This window comes from Coprococcus sp. AF16-5 (assembly GCF_003479365.1).
In the GTDB taxonomy this organism is placed as follows: domain Bacteria; phylum Bacillota; class Clostridia; order Lachnospirales; family Lachnospiraceae; genus Coprococcus; species Coprococcus aceti.
This window is the reverse complement of record NZ_QUGZ01000001.1, coordinates 570,197-590,126: the sequence shown is the minus strand read 5'-3', so window position 1 is coordinate 590,126 and position 19,930 is coordinate 570,197. Positions and strand designations below refer to the sequence as shown.

Below are 19,930 nucleotides of genomic sequence, written 5' to 3'. Positions count from 1 at the left end.
AAATCCACGAACCTACAATGTGGAGGTCATTACATATTGTCTAATAAAGGAGATGAGTGTGAGGACGCTTTACCAATAGCAGATGAGAGATATTCAATTGTATGTGATGGTGTTGGAGCGTCAGGTCTAACAAAGCATTGTTTAAATGATAAAAAAACGGGGACTCAAGTTAGACATACAAGCGCCTATTTGGGGTCAAGAATTGTATGCAATAGTGTAAATGACTACTACAATTACAATCTTGAAGAGTTTAATAGAACATTGTTGAACTGTGATAGTGTAAAAGAAGTTATAGAAAAATTTGTAAATGGATTAAAGAATTATGTGATAGAATCGTTGAATCGAAAAATGATGGAATGGAATATAACGCCATCAAACAGTAAAACATTTAAGGATTTTCCTACGACGTTAGCTTCTACGGTTTACATTAGCAATGGAAACAAAACGAGTGTATTAGTTATATGGGCTGGGGATTCTCGGGCTTATGTTTTGTCACGGGAAAATGGTCTTCAATTATTGAGTTTGGATGATGCTGTTGATTCTGAAAATAAAATGAATAGTGATTCGCAAATGACCAATGTAATTTTATATGGCGATGAATTTAAACTTAATTATGCCTTATATGAAGTTACTTCTCCGTGCTTAATTTTTTGCTGTTCTGATGGTTGTTTTGATTTCAGAAAATCACCTTTGCATTTTGAGTATGCGTTATTGTATACAATAATTAATTGTAAAAGTGGTAATTCTGAAAATAATATTGGAGAAATTCTGGCTGAAAATATTTTGGATGTTATGTGCAGGGAAATTGGTGATGATACTACGATGGCTGGTGTCATTGTGGGTATGAGTTCTATTGATGATTTGAAAAATACATATCAACCAAGAATGAAGGAATTTGAGAGTACGGTAGAAAAGATAAATACATATATTAATGACCTTAATGAGTATAAACGAGAAAGCGATGAGAAGAATAAAACAATTAGATTATACGCAAGTGAGTTTGAGACTTTGGTTTACAATTTAGTCACTTCATTAATGAACTTAGATAGTTCACTAGATGAATATACCTGGTTAGCGTCAGTAAAAGATTACAATAAATATAAGGAAAAAATCGAGTCGGCAAGTAGGCGAGATTATACAGAAGAAACTTATGGAGATGATAAAGCAAGAAAACTTTGCATGGATTTTCTTGTCGCTGACTATTTGAAGAATAAGTACTCACAAAGGATGAGAAGTTACAAAGATTCAAACTGTGACATTATTTCTGCCGGGAAATATTTATCTATGTGTGCGGAAATGTTACAGCATCCTAGCTTTAAAAAGAATGTGAAGTTGCAGAATAATTATGACGCTGAATCCGAGCTTAACATCAATTTTATAGTTAGTATATTAATTGAGCTATCAGAACTGTTAAATAGTGGTGACCCAATAATATCAGATCTTTGGGAACAGTCAAAGTATTTATCGCCAATATGGAGGGATGAACGTAACAAATATTTAGCAGATGGGTCATTGACACATAGGTTTGAACAAGTTATTGATGGACATGCAATTCAACCATTTGTAAGTAGTTTAACAGATAAGGAGTTGATAGAATACAGAAAAGGGATACAGGAGAAGAGTCAAAAACAACAAGTTCCTGACAAAAGCGCGCGAGAAATCATCGACGAATTTTGGATGAAGAATAAAGAAGAGATTATAGACAATTTTATAGCATATAATGGCGATATCTATAGTAATAAGTATGAAACAGAATTATACAATTTAGAACATATTCGATTGTATAAAGAGGCTAACCAGAATTTACCATCAATTTCTAAAAAGATTGAAGATGCACAGTCAAATGTGAACAGTGTATGGGATAGCTACAAAGATTTATATCAGTTATATACAAAAGCAAGTTTGAAAGGAGTACTTTAAACTATGCAAATATTAAATGGTTATGAGTTGGATGAGGTTGCATGGAAAGCAAAAGGCGGAGGTGGCATGTGTAATATTGCCACTAAAGACGGAAAAAAGTTTTTTATTAAAAAGATGTTATATCCTAAGTATCCGGTATCAAGCAAATTTTCTGATGATTATATATCAGAAAAAATTGAAGAGTGCGATGCATGGCTAAGATATCGCAAGAAAATAATTTCCTCTCTGCCGGGTGATGGTCAGGGTAATCTTGTTAAGCCAATAGAGTATTTTAGAGATGGCGCGACCTATTATGAGGTTGCATATTGCATTGATGATAATGGTAGTATACCTTATGATAGGATGTATGCGGAGTCAGAGGAAACAAGAGCTAGGATTATGCTTACTATATCAACCGTGCTAGAGGATATGCATAATAAGGGTATTGTGCATGGAGATTTAGATCCAGGTAATATACTTATTTCTCGTTCGACTGGCGGAAATTTAATTACAAAACTGATTGATTTTACAGATTCATTTTTTGCAGATAATCCTCCTGAAAGTATAATGTCTAAGGAGTATTGGTGGAGTCCGGAGGTCGCACTGTATAATCAGTATGAAGGCAAGGATAATCCGTTTCGAAAGTTGCTTTCGTGCAAAGCGGATGTTTTTTCGCTTGGAATAATTTTTCACCAGTATTGTACTGAGGGCGGCGAAGGCCCAAAGTGTACAGAATCTAGGGTGTGGAAGGAATTAGGAAAAGGGAATAAACCTAGAATTAATCCGAGCATTGAGCCTAGATTCAAGAATTTGATTGAGTCAATGTTAGAGTTAGAACCGGACAATAGACCTAGTATGGAAGAGGTTCATAGTACGCTGTTACACATATTAAAACCTGAATTAAAAGCAGCAGCATCGAAAGATGTGCCGGTTAAAACAGTAGTATCTTCTGGTGGTAGCTTAAAGGCAGAGCCATTAGGCGAGACGTTAGTACCCGGTGCTGGCAGACGGGGGAATGGTTCGACCGTGACAAATATTACTCAGTTAAGGAATCCGAGAAAAATCAAGGTAAGATTTAGTAATGGTGAGGAACAAATATATGATTTGCAATTCGCAATCCAACAGGGGTTTGTAGAACGGAGATAAGAAGTCAAATGATTTAAAATGCCATGAATCAAATATCACAGTTTATAATATTTGATTCATGGTAATATCTACGTTTTGAGGTAGTCAAGAATTAACATATAGAGATCTTTGCTACGGCAGGTAAGAAATTATTTGTTAGAGAGAAGGTGAGTATACTATGTCAGAACAAGACCGGAAATCCGTAAAATGGATATGTAATGAATGCGGATATGAAAATATAGTATATTGTAACCCTGGAGAATCCGTAAAATGTAGATGCTGCATGGCTTTGTATTATAGCCCTGCTAATAAGAATACTTCAAAGGAATCTAACAAATCGGTTAAGAAAAGTTACATTAAAGCACTATTAAAATGTGTATACTTTTTACTCTTATATGGGGTGTTGATTCTGATTGACTATAAAATGATGCTACTTCTATGCAAATTTATACTTGAGGCAATGCCAAGCACGACGTACAGCATAGTTGCAAACATGGTAAGTGCTTTTCTCGGGATATTTACTGCATATGGTGTAGTGGATATCAAGAATAAAAGTTTGAAAATAATTTTGACATGGATAAGTATGACTGTTATCAGTTTGATATATTTGTGGTGTTTTGTATTGGTGTATAGAGAATTTTTTCAAGTTTAAACATCAAATAAAGTGTATGACGCGTATTTAGTTTATACTTTTAATACTATCAATATTGAGGCGATGAACGAGGAAGGATTTTCATGAATTGGATTTGTGAGGAATGTGGGACTGAAAACGAAATAATTGATAAAGCCAAGAAGACTGCGACGTGCAGATGTTGCGGTGCTTCATGTAATTTAAACGAAATAAAAAAAACATCTAAGGTGGATGTAAAGCCCGTAATCGTGGAGGATGAGTCTTACAAAAGGGAGAAAGATACTGTTGACAAGGAAAGAAGCGATACGACCAAAGATTTAATAGATAAGATTCGTAAAGGAGAAAAATCTGAACGAAGAAAAAAACGAAAAAGCTTAGTTAAAGAGAATAGTCCATGGATATTATATTATTTAGTTGAATTAGTACTATCTGTCATTGCGGATTATTGGATTTTAGTACTGGTACTTGAGTATGGAACCCATTCTGTTGGAGATATTATATTGCTAGTATTTATTATTGGAGCGAGCGCAATCAGTGGTATGGTTATTGCTACAGAATATTTAGATGCCACGAGAAAAACAGCATTTAATGTTATTATATCTATTGTTGGTGCGGTATTTGCTAATTTTGTTGCTTTAGTTGCCATACTTATTGTTTGCATTATTATATATATAGTAGTGAAAATTGTAAAATTTTTTGCGTGATTAAAAATATCAGTAGTTATTAGAAAAAGTATATTTAGGAAAGGAATTTGTTATGCTCAGCAGAACTTTTGTTTTACCAGTGAATTGTTGCAATGTGCACAGTAAATTTTATGCACGATATGACACTGATTATTATGGAGATTGGGTGCTTACTTATGGACTTAAAACAGTCCCCACTGATGTTGGTATTGAACAAAATGGCAGTAACTCATTTGATATAGATATTTCAAATTCAAAGCTAGGTCCTCAGTATAGATGTCCTTATTGCGGAAACAAGGAATTTGTGAGGTGCGGGAGTTGCAAGAAATATACTTGTTATTCGGGGAATGGTAGGTTTATATGTGACCATTGTGGAAGCACCGGAGAGGTCACAGGAACAATAAAAAAAATAGAAGGGAATAGTTTTAACTCACAGAGCTGATATGAGTATATACAAATTTTCTAGCCAAGAATATAACGTATACAATAAAATAATAAATGCGCTGGATAATAAGTTAACGCAGATTAGTCTACCGATATTTTCAACCGATAAGATCTTGAATTTGTATGATAAGGCAATAAGCAAAAGTAAAAACGGGATATTATATGTACCAGGGAAAATAAAAGTTATTAAAAAGATAAGCTATATGATACTGTATGTAAATACTTGCCCAGAATATGAAAAGAGAGTAACTTTTTACAGCGGAACGGAGTTTGAAATACAAGATATAATTAGCAGTGCAATGAAAGAAGCTGACAATGTAGGCAGATTAATGAATGTTTATAAGTACTTTGTGGATAATTTTGAGTATGAGGAAGTTGATGCGGAAAATAAAAAATTCCATTATCCTGCAAGTCCTTTTTTATATAAAAGGGCTGTCTGTGATGGATTTTCACTTGCATTTTCCTATGTTATTAATCGAGTGGGCATTGAATGTGGCGTAGTAAGCGGTTATGGGACAAAGGAATCGTATAATAGCGAGCATATGTGGAATATTGTTCGCTTGAATGGCAAGTATTATCATCTTGATGTGACATGGGATATAAGTACAAAATCGACAGGAAGCAGGTTCCTTGATTACTTTTTGATAGATGATGCATTGGCAATGAGAGACCACATATGGAAGGATAATGCTATTGAGAATTGTAACGACCTTTCACTTGAATATTATATGAGAGAGAAGTTGGTATGCAGAAATCATTTGGATGTATTTAAATTGTTCATAAATAAAATAACACTAAGAGAGCCCGAGATTGGCTTTAGATATTTAGGATTGAACGGAGATGGTATGAATACAGATGTCATGCTTAATATATTAAAAGATGCTTTTGAAAAGTGTCGAAATACATATTCGAATGTTAGTTATGGTTATAACGACACGGCCAGTACTGGGTATATTAAGATTGACTATTAATATGTGATAAACACAAGCGATTAGTTATTCCGCTAGTGCTATAAGAAGTTAAGATAAATTATAAATTATTGATTTGATCATAAGAGTTTTAGCAATAACAAATGTGTCGACCTTATTTGTCTTGGTTTTGCGAATGTTATTCTTTCACATCTGAGACGTCTTAATAGGGTTGAGAACACACACTTTGTAAAGCTCGGCAACAAGGTATCGAACAAGGTTGTCGCCGTAGTGTGCCGTCGATTCAAGACCGATGATGATGCTGTCCTTATCGAATGATTCGAGTTTGGAAGTCAGCAGTTGGAAGCCATCAGCGTCATTTGTAAATTTGAACGGCTCGATGAGTATTTCGCCATCTGAAGATATGGCAGCGGCGAAATGGTTAAGTTTGGCAATATCAATACCAACGTAAATCATGAGGTTGTACCTCCCTTTCATAAAGTCTGATACCGTGATATCCACCATCGATTATCATCGTAGACTTGATTGAAATAAGTACTCATTGGAACAATGTGCTCCGGTACATCCAGCATATAAACAATTCAGATAAAGGTAGCGGCAATACACTCCAGTTGAGTAGTCAAGCTACAGGAAAAAATCAAAAGTCTACAGTATCTGAATGTATTATAACCACGATATTAAAAGAAAGGAAAAGTGTGATAATTAACTTCCTAATTATCATACAAGTGTTAAAATTAATATTCATTTTAACCACAATGAATATGACAATACAGTTAAATTTGAAGGCGTTAGTGTAACGTATACAGCAAGGAATAATTTCTATGAAGAATTACATACTTCGTGGTAATTTTAACAGTTGGGTGAATAGTGATTACTGTGCCCTTATGGATATGGATTAATGCGCTTAAACTAAAAAACATCATTGACGACAATGGTGACAACAGCATATATGTGGAACTCTACAAGACCCTGTTGCATGACACGAAATATGGGATAATCAGTAATGTAGGTTTTTAGGATTGGAAAAACGTGTTTTAGGAAGTACGAGCTGTAATTCGTCAGTTGACGTGATATCTGATGAAATCGGGTAATACGATTGAAGCGCAGAGACAGGAGGAGTTAGCAAAGAGAATGAATAAAGAAGTAGAAAATCTTATAAATAGGCTTCAAGGGAAGATGAGTGAAAATGCAGAAAAATTAAGTTTTGATACAACAATATCTTTTACTGAGAAGATTATTGATGTTGCTAAGGAAATACAATTAACATGCAAACCGGTTAATTCGTATTTTTACAATGGATGCAGATTAACCATTCAAGGAAGAAATGCTTTAGAAGAGATAAAAAGACATTTTGAAGCTAAGGAGGCTAAGGTAAATTTTAAATTATTGATTCGAAAAAAAACAGATAGATGTATGACTAGCACAGGAGGCTTTTATCTTGAGTTTATTAAGAACAATATTGATAATTTCCATTTAAAAGGATTTTGGTATCAGGAGTTGTTTGGTAATAAAATAAAATCTGTCGAGCTTGTGTGCGATGTGACGTTCAACCCTAAGAAAGTATATAAAATTATGGATGGTGTTAATATGGAATATAACAAATGCTGTGGTATTGAAGTGGATTATCCAAGGGACTACTTTGGAAACTTAAGTATTTCTGATGGGCAAAGATACAAAAAACATGAGAAAGTCAAGGCAATGGCTGATTATTTATCTTCATTTCCCATAGAAAAAATTACATGGGCGTTGGAAGAACAAGAGGGTAATGTTATCAGTAGCTATTTCTCTTATAGAACTGTAAGTCATGTTGGTTCCTATAATTATAATGTTATTACTGTTGATCAACAGGAAGCGAACCCTTATGACTATGGAATTGCAAATAGCTTTAATTGGAGAGGAATGGAGTGGGCAATAATTGAACTGATAGCTGAGAATATGAAAAAGAAATATCAATCATTGGAGATAACAAGAATTTATAACGATTATGAAGATGGTACGACATTTGTTGATTATAGATATTATGTTCCTAATCCCAAAGTATTAGAAGATATATAGATAATGATTGTTTAAAGAAGGTGACGCCCATGCGTTTTGCATCGCAAGAATTTTTTGACAAATTGAAAGAATCCATAATGGATGAAAATAGTGACGACAGCATATATACGGAACTCTACGAGGTTCTGTTGCATGACACGAAATACAGGATAATCAGGAATGTGGGATTTGAAGACTGGGAAGATGTGTTTCAGGAGGTTGCATGGTCGGTGATACGCCAGTTGCCGCGATATCTGCTGAACTCGGAGGACATGCATGAAGCACAGAGACAGTCGTGGTTGAATCGGATTGTTGACGGAAAGTCAGCTTCGTGGCTTAAGAAAAAATATAGGATGAATAAGCAGAAGAAAGAAGAGCAGGGAAGTCAGACGGGCTCCAAGCAGCCCAAAAACATAGTTTTGTCTTTGGATATGCTGCATGAAATAAACGAAGAGACGCATACCCCGATTAAGTTAGCTGAGGGGTCTGATTCGACGAAGAGCCCGGAAACGATAATGGTTGAATCGGAAGTGAGCAAAAAGCTTCTAGAAAAGCTGACACAGCTCTATTCAATCAATACGTCGCCGGAGAAGCTGATTGCGTTTACTTATTCCAGACTGATTTTCCCGTACATAGGAGATGTGGTGAGCGGTAAACCGTCGAAGGTATATGAACATTTGTATGGCTTTAGATTGTATGATTTATATGAATGCATGGTGGACGATCTTATGTCGGTTATAGACGGCTTTATTCCGAAGGAGACATTCTTGCCGCTTCGGGAGAAACTTGATATCATAGACAGTGATGGACATGCCATAGGCGAGAAATCGTTTGACCTGCAGGTAAGACAGATTACCGATGGAGTGCATAGGATTCACAAGAAGCTGGACGCTGACCGTGATGAGGAAACGAAGAAAGAACAAAAGCAGGAACAGCAGGAAGGAGGCTCGGATGATGACAGAACACCTGAATTTTGAGGATATCGTTGATGCGATATATGCAGATGAGATGACGCCGGACAATATGCGATTGATACACCGCGTTCAGGCGCATGTGATGAAGTGCGACAGCTGCAGGCACATATATGATACGATACAGACCATAGGAGACTGGCGTGAGGACGAGTTAAGTGATGAGAAGTTCGCTGCGGTGTCTTTCCCTGAGCTCCTTAAAAGCGCAGCTGTCAGCTTGTCCGTGAGTATCTCAAATGGCTGCAGGCTTGCTCTTGACGGTATACAGCAGCTTGCCTCAGGGCTTGATTACAGCTTTGAGCATCCGTTAGCGCTTGCCGCTCGAAGTGGAGCCGGTGATGAGGATATGTCGCGTCTCGTTGATGAAGAAAATGACTACAATCGCATGACACTTGATGATAAGAAACTTACAGTCAGTCTTGATGCGGAGGATTGGGAAGGCGGCAATCCGGTTTTGATTGTGACAGATGCGGATAGGAATGTGTGCTTTTGTGATGAGATGAAGTTGTTGGACGGAAGATACACGGCTGTTGTTGCAGTTCCGAATGATGGAACATATGACATCATGATCGGAAAGACGGATAAGGAAAATAAATGAATGATGAACTGATACAGGTTATAGAAGATTTAAAGATGTCAATATACGAAGATATGGGAGCAGAGACAAGCCCGAATGAGGTAGAGCAGTATGTCTCTGCCCTTTTATTGTGTTTGGGAATATCCGGCAGGGCGAAAGATCTTCCGGCTGTGATGGAGAGTATAAATATATATGCTTTTATTGACATGTATGATTATGTGTTATCTGCATGGAATGACAGGCACGGCATGGAAGCATGCAGAAAACTTGCAGAACACAGCGCAGAGACTGTGAATGGACTTTCGTGGAAGAACAAGTTTACATTTCAGGTACTATTGTTGGAGAATCTTTTGCTTCTGTACCAGACCAATAGAATCGAGATATTTGCACAATATTATGACAGGCTGGATTTGGACATTTTGGGCGGGCATATATATGAGTATCCTGAATTTTATGCCGGTGTATTCTCGGAACTGACGGATGTTGTTCATGACAGAAACGGTATGCGGATGGGGCAGATGCTGCTTGATTTGCTTCCGCATATAGACGAGGCTGCGGACACGGATTATGTGCTCTGTCTGGCGAATCTGTGCGAGAGTGCCACATGCTGCGCTTTATATGATGAGATGAGCGGATATTATGAAAGGCTTGGGGAATATCGGGAATGCTGTTATGCGGATATGGCGTATCTGTTCCTTTTGACAGACCTTTACATGGCGCAGACGGCGGCGGAGAAAAATACGCATGGAGACAGAGAGAAAGCGGAACATCTGCTGAATCAGATTGGAGAACATATATCAGATGTAGAGGATTCAGAGCTGAGAGAAGAACTGCAGATAAAGTATTTGCTGGAGAGGTCAAGAACTGCGATTGTCGGAGGGGATTATGTATCGGCGCTTCGATATACAGAGGACGGATATTCTGTTTGTAAAAGCAGCATGGAAGCTCATGCTGAATATTTACTTTTATTCCTGAATAACATGGCAATCGCCTTTGCGAATCAGGGAGACGCTGAATCATGCAAGCAACGTCTGGACGAGGGGCTTTCTGTTATATCAGAGTATCATCTGGAGGAGAGTACCGGCGCGGCATACCTCAGCAACACGTACAGTAGTCTTGCAAATGACGCAGCTGATGAAACATCAAAAGAGCAGGTGAGGAATCTGCTTGGAAAATGCAGACCGGAGAATGTATCATTCAGGGATATTCCGTTTGTACTTAACAGCATAAAGATGAATCTGCGGGCAGGCAATGCGGGTAGAAAAGAGAAAACTCTTATTCTGAACATGCTGGAGCACATTGAGAAGTTATTACTGCAAGAAAAATCAAATGAATTGTGGCTTTTCTATCTGGATGTCAGGACTGCATATTTTATAGTGGTGAAAGATGCAAGGCAGAGCCGATTGTGGTTTGACCGTATGTATGAATTCAGTCAGCGCTGCTTTCCGGATATGGAGATGGTTATAGATGTAATCTGCGATAACATCTCATTTGTCAGAAGAATGTTCTCGATGCAGGAGTTGAAAAGTCTGTTATTTACGCTGGTCAGGATTACGCCGATGCGCTTGACGGAGCTTGTGCTGTATCAGGAGCAAAAGTCCATGTTCGCAAGGATGTCCAGAATCAATCTGTTTTTTCACATTGTCGTATCATTTGTGTACGATGGGAGTATCGTGTGTTCTGACGTAGAATTGCTGGAGATATTCGGAAACCTCAAGAGTATCTGCCCGGATATACTTTCAGCCAGGCGGGAGTGCCTCTCGGATTGCGACCGGAAGAGTTATGAGGAACTTTGTAGGGTGGAACGCAGAATCATAGAACTTGACATGGCAAGATACTTTGGACATGAGACAGACAAGGAACAGCTCACGGAGCTTGACGACAGGAAACGCAGCGTTGAGAACAAACTGTATGCCAAGGCGCAGCCGAAGGTAATGGGGTGGCTGTCTGCAGATGAGCTGATAGGCAGGCTGCCGACAGACTGCCTATACATTGACTACCTTCAGTTTGTGACTGATTATGAAAAGCCGACCGAGAAGAATATGCGGTATGCGGTGCTGACGGTTGTTAAAACAGAGCAGGGATGTCGGATTTATCGTCAGCCTGTGATTGACGCCTATGAGGTCAGACAGTTATGTAATATCATAGATAAGAGAACAAGGGGTAATCGCTCTTATGATAGGAAGCAGAGTGCTTCGGGGTGGCTGTATGATGTGTCGGTATCAAGAAAACTGTATGACATTCTGCTTCGTGCTTCTGTAGAAAGCTGTCATGTACAGCCAAGGCCTGACAGACTGATTATTTCCGGTGACATAGAACTTCAATCTTTCCCATTTGATATGCTCACGACAAGCAGGGGAAGTCGGCTGCTGCAGGAGTTTAACGTATGCTATGTGAATTCTATGCGGAGCATTCATCACGATGTCTATGTGAATCGTGATGAGGGAGCTTTGGTGATTGGAAATCCGCAGTTCACGCTTGATAAAGAGAAAGTTTTATCGGGTGAAAATGAAGAGAAGAAGCTGTCGGTACTTCCGCTCAGCAAGGTGGAGGCGCAGACGGTAGCGGATTTTCTAGGTGCAGGAATCAAGCAGAAGATTGCAGCACGGAAAAATTTGCTTGAGGAAGTGCATGTTCCGATTCTTCATATAGCAACACATGGGGATTTTCGGCAGGATGAGCATTTTGACCCTGCAGCCGGACCGTTTGAATATGACTATCCGATGCGGCACAGCTGTATATTTCTTGCCGGAGCAAATGATTGGATTGTGTCAGGCGTGGAAACAGACCATTATGGAAATGGTGTGGTCAGCGCGGAGGAAATCTGCACATATGACTGGGGCGGAGTGAAGATGGTTGTGATGTCTGCATGTCTCACGAATACAGGAGACATCAGTTACACAGATGGACTTATAGGTATGCACACTGCGCTTTGCGCGCAGGGTATATCTGCGTGCGTGATGAGTCTGTGGGAGGTCGATGATTTTGCTGCGGCTGTTTTGATGTCCAGATTCTATCAGAATCTCCGCACGATGGAAGTGACGTCTGCCTTGTGGGAGGCAAAGAAATACATCATGACGGTCACGAACGGAGAACTTGCTGACGCAGGGTGGTATGGGGAGCAGAGAATCAGACGTATAGGACTTGCGGCTGATGAGATGAGAAGGCTGTCACAGCTTCCTGCGGGTATACGCTTGTTTGAAAAGCCCGTTTACTGGGCTGGGTTTGTGGCAGAGATTTGACGGTTTGATACAGGAGGAGAGGAACAAATGGCGATAATAAAAGAGCATATCAAATGCTGGATAATATGGTGAAGCTGTTGAATCTTCTTTAAAAATGTATGTTTACTAAAAAAGTTTAAATCATCTAAAATTTATGCGTCATTTCTCGCATGCCCTTGGATATATTCCATGTAAGTTATTTCAAATGGCATAAGAGGAGGCGCATTTTTTATGAACAAAGTACAAGAATCCATTGAAAAAAATATTGAAAAGTTAAATATTGATGCGAAGGCAAAGACTGCCTTGTACCAGATTCAGACGATTGCCAGATCGGATGCTTCATATTGCAAGCAGCTTGTTCCAAACTTGCTACTGGTGAGTCCGTCCGGTGCAGGCACAACGGAGTACGGGAAAGTATACAGCCGGATTATAGATGAGAATCATATCTATGATATTCGGGGATTGAGTACTTTCCTTGAACTGGATTTTCCATGTGATGATTCACCGCGCGAGTACAATCTGTTTTTCTCGTCGCCACGTGTGGCGGCTTCAACGCAGAATAATTTTTATGGCACATTTTTGTTGTCTTTCTCACGTTTTGAGGGCAGGGATTTGTTTACCAATCCGTACTTTGATACGCTGCTTGAGTTTGTAGAGCAGAACAGGGATAACATGCATTTCATTTTTCATGTGCTCCCGGAGTTTACGGAAAAAGAGAAGCTCCAAATGTCGTTGAACAGGATTCTTCACATGGTAAGGGTTGAATTTGACCATCCAAATCTGGAGATGTCAACTGAATATGTCTGGACAAGACTTGCAGACGTGGGTATCTCGCTTCCGAACACATATAAGGAGAAGTTCAAGACGGCATTGTCAGGGTGGATGGAGCAGACAGAGTTTGACGGATACGGTTCATTGGAACTGATAGCCAAGAGGATGCAGTATGAACTGTTTCTGATCGGAATCGGAAATGTTGACATGGAGTGCTTTGAGAAGGCAGTTAATAAGGCACTTCCGGATATTACGGTGTCAGAGGGAAACAGTGTTGGATTTTGTATAAGCGGAGGTGGCAGATAATGGTAAATGCAACACATATTACGGAAGAGGTTCGTTTCGAATCGGAAGAGGAGATTAAAGACAGATATACAGAGGTAAATTTTGAATCGGAAAAGGTTAAGGGCGCTGGCGTTCCGGTTATCAGTACAGGAAGAACTGCATATGTAGATGACTCAGAGGCTTCAACTTTTGTCGTGGGTGCGTCCGGTAGCGGCAAGACTCGTAAGGTGCTAATGCCGTATACATTTTCCTGTATACGGAAGAACGAGAATTTGATTATTCATGATCCAAAAGGAGAGATCAACAAATACATGTACAGAGACCTTGAGAAAGAGGGTTACAAGGTTATTGTTCTTGACTACAGAAGACCTCTTCGCGGCGACAGATATAATCCGCTTGAATATCCGTCCAAACTATACAGGGAGGGGAATACATCAAGAGCTGCGGAAATGTTTCAGGCGTTTGGTGAAACGATGTTTTCAGATCGCAAAAGTGAGAAAGATCCATACTGGAATCTTACTGCCTCATCATATTTAACAGGTTTATCCTTACTTCAGGCAGAGTTGCTCCCTGAAAAAGAGTGCACAATCAATCATTTATATGATTTACACATCCAGGGCGATAAGAAATATGGGTGTTCGAAGTACATCAAAGAGTTTTATTGCCGCCCCGGAGCAAAGGAATCATCTTCATACAAGCTGGCGGCTCCGGCAATTAACGCTCCGAATGACACCCAGGGTGGTCTGTATTCTGTATATACGTCTTGCCTTACGCCGTTCATATTGAACGAGGACATTATGGATGCGACCGCAAACAGTACATTTGATGTGAGAGACCTTGTGGAGAAGAAGTGCGCGATATTTATTATCACAAAGGATGAGGGAAGCGTATACAACAAGCTCATTTCAGCAAATATTGACCAGATCTACGAGAGATTGATTGATATTGCCGAGGAAGAATACGACGGCAGATTGCCAAGGAGAATCAACTTCATTCTTGATGAATTCGGCAATCTGGCTGAGATAAACAACATGCAGGGTAAGATTACTGCTGGCAGAAGCCGTAACATTCGTTGGCTGATTGTCTGTCAGAATATGGAACAGCTCAATCTCTTATATGGGGATAAAGGTGCGTCCATCATCTTTGGCAATTGCGCAAACATTGTATATTTATACTCGACCGATATTAAGCTCTTGCAAAGAATATCAGCCATGTGCGGCTTGTATTCCGATGAACTGACCGGTGCAAGACACCCATTGATGTCGATGGATCACCTGAGGTATCTGAATAAGGACAAGGGAGAAGTTCTGCTTCTTCTTGAACGGGCTCGACCGTTTGTAGGATATCTGCCGGATATATCTGCATATCCGTTGTCTCCGACACAGCATGTCAATGTGAGTGAGAGGAAGAGACAAACTTTGACGCCAATAGATTTTCAGGAGATTGTTAATAAACAGAAACGTGAGCAGATGGCTGAAAAACGGGCTGAGGATGAGCGCAATGAGCCTGTCATTCCGCCTGAGGACATAGACAAGATGATAGCGGAGATTGATCGCAAAATTGCTGAACTAGAAGAGGAAGAACGCGAGGAAAAGAAGCGGGCGCAGATTCACAAGAAAAGCAATAGCAAAGGAAAGAAAGCTAATAGTAGAAATAACAAGCATGAGCTGAAGGACGATGACAGTGGTGATGAGAAGTCATAGAGTTCACAAGTGTGCTTTTCCCAAAAAAATTATCGCTGAAGCTGTGATATTGTAGGCTTAGGCAAAAGATTTGTCCGCACATGCGACAAAATCGGAAGGTTTGTTGATATACATAATATTTTAATGCTTGATGGTTCGAGGATGGAAATTTCCCAAAATGATGCGATTGCCTATGTGATGGAAAAGGTAAACGATGATATATGCGATTTTGGAAGTCCTTTTCTCGATGATGAGGAGGACAAGTTAAAAACAGGAGAATATAATGAAAATGTTGTTTTTTCACTTGATTATTTTGACAGGTTCCTGACTGGTAGATATGACTTGGAAGATTACAGGGAAGCGAGAACATATCATTTTATAGTTAAACTGTTAGCAGCATATTTGCCATCTGATAAGGATGTATTAGACTACTTCTTCGTGCTGTCAGATGTGTCAAAGAGATTAACTAAGGATAGAAGCCTCAGCTTTATCAGAAATGGTGTGTATTGGAAGTTGAACGAATTGCATTTAACAGGAAAGCTGTCGAGTATAATTAACGATAAGGACAAGTTAAAAAAGAAACTCCTACAAGATGCATATTGGGAAGATGATTCTATAGACAATGACACTTATGAAAGCGATTGTGCTAAATATGTGGGCTATTTTTCCATAGTGAAGGGAAGGATAGTTGCCCATAAAGAGGAAATCAGAAATGCCATGTGCATTGGAGATATGCTGTTTGCAAAGTGGCTGGATAGACCGGGAGTGGTTTCATACAATCTTGAGTCTGGCGCATACGAAATCCAGTATAACAGAGAACTGACAAAGGAAGAAGTTCAGTTGGTACTTAATGCATATCATATTGTTTATGCGGCTTATTGCGTTAGCGTAGACAAGTGCCGTCTTGATTGACTACACCATTATTATACTAGGAGGTGAGTTGCTGTGCATAAACCTATTTTAGCGGTTACAGGAGATACACATGGAGAAGAAGGCAGATTTCTTTATCCAGAAGAATCAGCAAACAAGCATTTGCAAAAAGGAGATTATTTGTTTATCTGTGGTGATTTTGGCTATCTGTTTGACGATTCATACAGAGAAAGGCAATTCCTAAAATACCTTGCAGAAGATGTGCCGTATACCATTTGTTTTTGTGATGGAAATCATGAGAATTTTGATTTGATAAATGCTTATGATGTTACAATTTGGAATGGCGGTAAGGTACATATTATAAAAACGGATGAAAATGGGACTCCTAAAGTCATCCATTTAATGCGAGGACAAGTATACGAAATAGAAGGAAAGCGAATCTTTGTTTTTGGTGGTGCGTATAGCATTGACAAGGCCATGAGGATTGAGGGAAGAAGCTGGTGGCCACAGGAGATGCCAAATGAGGAAGACATGAGCGAAGCAACCAGGAATTTAGAGGCTGCTAATTGGAAAGTGGACTATATACTTACACATGCAGCTCCGGAAGAAACAATGTCAATTTTTCATCCAGAGCATGTACATGAAATGCCACTTAACGGTTTCTTAGAGTATATTCGTGAAAAAACGCAGTATAAACACTGGTATATGGGGCATCTTCATCGTGATGAAGATGTGTGGCGTCATCAAACAATTCTATGGTTTTCACTTCGGAACATGGAAGACAATACAGAATTCAGTTAGTGAAAGGAAAATTACGAGTGATATGAGTGAGGATTGGAGGAATGAATGTGCTGTACATAAAGAAAGTAAGACTGAAAGATAAGTCAACGCTCAGCAAATTTTTATATGTAATATTGCATATTTGGGTTGGCGGATTTATTGGAATTTGGTATTTTTTCTGGCTTTCACTATTCACCAGTGTGCCGTCATCGCTGTATGATGATTCACCTGTCTGGCTGTTTGGTTGCATGGTATTAGTCTGTTCGATTGGAATAGCAGTTACATTTTCCGCTCGAAGGACTTGTAGCAATGTGATCTGTAATATAGCGGCAGGCTGTGGGCTATATGTAATTTTTCAACTTGGCTGTTATTCTGTCGCTACTCTGATTGCGATAATGGTTGCGGCTGCTATTTGCTCCGGTGTTGGAATCGTAAGGATTTGCCTTAGACATACCGGAGCAAGGACTGTGAGCAGGCAAAGATTGGCGATGGCGCGAAGAATTCGCGTCAGGGATCTTATTAGACGGAATGCTTGTATTGCCTGTGGAGTTTGTGCAATCCTGATTCCGCTTGCAGTGGGTCACACAGATTGGATGAAATTGTATGAAATCTATTGCAATCAAATGAATCGATCAATGGGAAGCAATGCTGATTTTGATTATGCGGCGACAAATTACTATGAAGATCACGGTATTGAAAAAAACTTTGATACAATCAAACGGATTTACGATAATGATGAGTGGCAAAGTCTTGCTACTGAGCAGAAAAAAGAAACAGTGAAAGCAATCTTTGATTGTGAATCTAAGTATCTTGGCGTGCAAAATGCCGTGTCCCTTGAGTTTTCGGATAATCTTCCCAGCTCTCTGTATTACGAGGTTAGGGCTCAGTATGACTCGAATAATAGAAAAATAACGATAAAAGATGGACTTCTCGATTACGATAATGATGAGGTTTTTATGGTGATTGCTGAGGAAGTCTACCATGCATATGAACACGACATGATGGAACTTTATTCACAAACGCTGACAGAGTCGCAGAAGTCCTTATGGTGTTTTAAAGATGTGGGGGCATGGATTAAGAATAATGATTCGTATGTGATAGGCGGCAATTCCAGCTATGAAGCATATGAATCGCAACCCATTGAAGAGGCGGCAAAGGAATACGCGACTTATTCATGGGTTTCGTACATGCAAAATATAGGGGATGTTGTAGATGTATGCTATACCGATGAAAATTCTGATTGAATTCATGCGACATTTTACCGGATAGCAAGGATATATTTTATAGCTTCAAATCACAGGAGGTGGTCGTATGTTTGGAAACGAAAGCAAGACACAGGCAGAGATTCTGAAAATGGAACCATATGCGAGGTTTCTTCGACAGTTTGATACATTGAAGGATGTCAGCGGGGAAACGGTACATATTCGTATTGCATCCGATAATATTGCTCGGAACGAAGATAAGGCAATCGGTGGATTTGAATTAAATCGGACATATACAAGATGGTATGACCTTAGATTTGTTTTCAGAACTGTGTTGGATAAGAAGGATGATTTACAGCAAGAGAAGTTCTTCGTATACCATGAGCTCCTTACGGAATTCGATGAGGAATTTCGAGATTGCTTGATGGACATGGCAGAAGATATTAGTAAGAAGCAGGGCTGCATGTTTATATCTTCGCTCGCAAAATCCTGTGAGGTTGAGGCAGCAGTGAAAGCAAAAAACAGATTCTCTTTATCGTATGAGGTGGGATGCGAAAAAGAGAATGCGCGTGAAATCTGCTTGCAGTTGATCAGTCATGACGTGGCTATATTTGCAAGGAGTTTCTGATACAAAGATTTATTAAAATTTACAAGGGAGATGAACACTATGTCAATGAGTAATGAAACAACAAATGATGCAAACGATTTAAATACCGTGTCGGAGGGCAAATCGCCGTTTACAAGTACAGCATTAGGTTACATCGTCGAGCATATCTTACTTGCGGCGGTGCTTGGATATGATCTGCTACATTTCCTGCCAAAGTTCATTCGGATAGCAGCCTTTGATGAGTCGGTGGTTTGTCTTTCGGTCTGCCTGCTGATTAGTTGTGCAGTCGGGATTCTGATTACATGGCGTGACAGGAGGTGGCAATATATCTGTGTGAATGTACTTGCCGGACTTGGAGCTTATGTCGCTTGGACATTTATGGATTATCATCTGTCATCAGACAGATTCCGATTGATACTGACGATAGAGGTGTGTGTAGCGATTGTTGGTATGGGTTTGGCTGTATTTAGCCGGAAGAAAAATGAATCGGTAGATGGAAGAGGTAATGTTCCGGGATTGCAGATCGCTTGGCTGGGAGCCTGCCTGGCGGCTGTTACAGCTTGCATTTTTATGCCAATCTCTGTGAAGTGTATGGATGACGCGGAGATCAAGAGCACATATTATGAAAAAGTCGGCTATGATGCTGTAGCCGATGATGCCTATGAGCCAACATATGTATATGGAGATGAGTATTCTCTGGATAATAATATCGAAACCATCAAGAACATTGATGACAGCATTTGGCCGACGATTTCCGATGCGGAGAAGGAGGCAACTTTACAGGCTGTAGCTTACGCCTATGCAAATGATCAGGGACTTGGCAGTAAGATGCAATTTGTATTCAGCGATGATTCTTACGAGGATGAGTATGGGAAGTATGAATATAATGCGGATCAATCCACGGTGTATATCAGTACAGAATGTCTGTCTGATTCTGAAACAGCTTGTCAGGCGGTGATTCATCAGGTGTATCACATTTATCAGCAGGAACTTTGTGATATCTATATAACACTTACAGACACGCAACGCGCTTTTTGGAAGTTTGATAATTGCGCTGCATATATACGTTATCTGAATGGAGATCCTCTTCTTGGTTATGAAAATGATGACGACAAGAGAAGTTTTGAATTTCTTGCAGAATTAACAGGTGAAACGGAAACGCGATCTTATAGAAATCACGTGTATGATTATCTGAATCCAGACCAGGAAGATTAGGGGG

Annotated in this window: 17 protein-coding genes; 16 read left to right on the top strand and 1 reads right to left on the bottom strand. The window is 39.4% G+C overall.

Going from position 1 to position 19,930, the window contains the following annotated elements; all coding sequences use genetic code 11:
- The 5 genes from DWW70_RS02595 to DWW70_RS02575 all read left to right on the top strand — a co-directional run.
- On the top strand, nucleotides 1–1,920 hold a 1,920-nt coding region (locus DWW70_RS02595; RefSeq protein WP_207664164.1), incomplete at its 5' end, for a protein phosphatase 2C domain-containing protein.
- A 3-nt stretch (nucleotides 1,921–1,923) separates the two neighbouring features.
- Nucleotides 1,924–3,045, top strand: a complete 1,122-nt coding sequence (locus DWW70_RS02590) for a protein kinase domain-containing protein (protein ID WP_055144224.1) — start codon at nucleotides 1,924–1,926, stop codon at nucleotides 3,043–3,045.
- Nucleotides 3,046–3,202: 157 nt separating this feature from the next.
- On the top strand, nucleotides 3,203–3,676 hold the full coding sequence (locus tag DWW70_RS02585) for a hypothetical protein (protein ID WP_147360135.1): 474 nt from the start codon (nucleotides 3,203–3,205) through the stop codon (nucleotides 3,674–3,676).
- A gap of 83 nt (nucleotides 3,677–3,759) precedes the next feature.
- Nucleotides 3,760–4,359, top strand: a complete 600-nt coding sequence (locus DWW70_RS02580; RefSeq protein ID WP_055144226.1) for a hypothetical protein — start codon at nucleotides 3,760–3,762, stop codon at nucleotides 4,357–4,359.
- Between the two features lie 422 nt (nucleotides 4,360–4,781).
- Nucleotides 4,782–5,753, top strand: a complete 972-nt coding sequence (locus tag DWW70_RS02575; protein ID WP_055144228.1) for a transglutaminase domain-containing protein — start codon at nucleotides 4,782–4,784, stop codon at nucleotides 5,751–5,753.
- 144 nt (nucleotides 5,754–5,897) lie between these two features.
- On the opposite strand, the gene DWW70_RS02570 is transcribed toward DWW70_RS02575, so the two are convergent.
- Complete coding sequence (locus tag DWW70_RS02570) at nucleotides 5,898–6,167, bottom strand: IS110 family transposase (protein ID WP_242857259.1); 270 nt, start codon at nucleotides 6,165–6,167, stop codon at nucleotides 5,898–5,900.
- Nucleotides 6,168–6,842: 675 nt separating this feature from the next.
- On the opposite strand from DWW70_RS02570, the gene DWW70_RS02565 reads away from it, so the two are divergent.
- From DWW70_RS02565 to DWW70_RS02515, 11 genes are all read left to right on the top strand, one after another.
- Entirely contained in the window at nucleotides 6,843–7,766 is a 924-nt protein-coding gene (locus DWW70_RS02565; protein ID WP_055144230.1) for a hypothetical protein, read from the top strand.
- A 77-nt stretch (nucleotides 7,767–7,843) separates the two neighbouring features.
- Nucleotides 7,844–8,722, top strand: a complete 879-nt coding sequence (locus tag DWW70_RS02560) for a hypothetical protein (protein WP_147360134.1) — start codon at nucleotides 7,844–7,846, stop codon at nucleotides 8,720–8,722.
- Nucleotides 8,697–9,314 carry a hypothetical protein gene (locus DWW70_RS02555; RefSeq protein ID WP_147360133.1) on the top strand — a complete coding sequence of 206 codons (618 nt, stop codon included), beginning with the start codon at nucleotides 8,697–8,699 and terminating at the stop codon, nucleotides 9,312–9,314. The genes DWW70_RS02560 and DWW70_RS02555 overlap by 26 nt, the downstream gene beginning before the upstream one ends.
- The gene (locus DWW70_RS02550; protein WP_015535064.1) at nucleotides 9,311–12,535 is read left to right on the top strand and encodes a CHAT domain-containing protein; all 3,225 of its coding nucleotides are present in this window, start codon (nucleotides 9,311–9,313) and stop codon (nucleotides 12,533–12,535) included. Before DWW70_RS02555 ends, DWW70_RS02550 begins: the two co-directional genes overlap by 4 nt.
- Nucleotides 12,536–12,745: 210 nt before the next feature.
- Nucleotides 12,746–13,591, top strand: coding sequence for a hypothetical protein (locus tag DWW70_RS02545; RefSeq protein WP_015535063.1), 846 nt, complete (start codon nucleotides 12,746–12,748; stop codon nucleotides 13,589–13,591).
- A complete protein-coding gene (locus DWW70_RS02540; protein ID WP_015535062.1) occupies nucleotides 13,591–15,273 on the top strand; it encodes a type IV secretory system conjugative DNA transfer family protein in 1,683 nt (560 codons plus the stop codon). Before DWW70_RS02545 ends, DWW70_RS02540 begins: the two co-directional genes overlap by 1 nt.
- Before the next feature lie 141 nt (nucleotides 15,274–15,414).
- Nucleotides 15,415–16,164: a hypothetical protein gene (locus DWW70_RS02535; RefSeq protein WP_147360132.1), complete on the top strand. Its 750-nt coding sequence runs from the start codon at nucleotides 15,415–15,417 to the stop codon at nucleotides 16,162–16,164.
- Nucleotides 16,165–16,197: 33 nt separating this feature from the next.
- On the top strand, nucleotides 16,198–16,923 hold the full coding sequence (locus tag DWW70_RS02530) for a metallophosphoesterase family protein (RefSeq protein WP_055144234.1): 726 nt from the start codon (nucleotides 16,198–16,200) through the stop codon (nucleotides 16,921–16,923).
- A gap of 47 nt (nucleotides 16,924–16,970) precedes the next feature.
- Nucleotides 16,971–18,146, top strand: a complete 1,176-nt coding sequence (locus tag DWW70_RS02525) for a hypothetical protein (protein WP_055144236.1) — start codon at nucleotides 16,971–16,973, stop codon at nucleotides 18,144–18,146.
- Between the two features lie 67 nt (nucleotides 18,147–18,213).
- A complete protein-coding gene (locus tag DWW70_RS02520; RefSeq protein ID WP_015535059.1) occupies nucleotides 18,214–18,732 on the top strand; it encodes a hypothetical protein in 519 nt (172 codons plus the stop codon).
- A 39-nt stretch (nucleotides 18,733–18,771) separates the two neighbouring features.
- Nucleotides 18,772–19,926, top strand: a complete 1,155-nt coding sequence (locus DWW70_RS02515; RefSeq protein ID WP_015535058.1) for a hypothetical protein — start codon at nucleotides 18,772–18,774, stop codon at nucleotides 19,924–19,926.
- Nucleotides 19,927–19,930 lie beyond the last annotated feature (4 nt).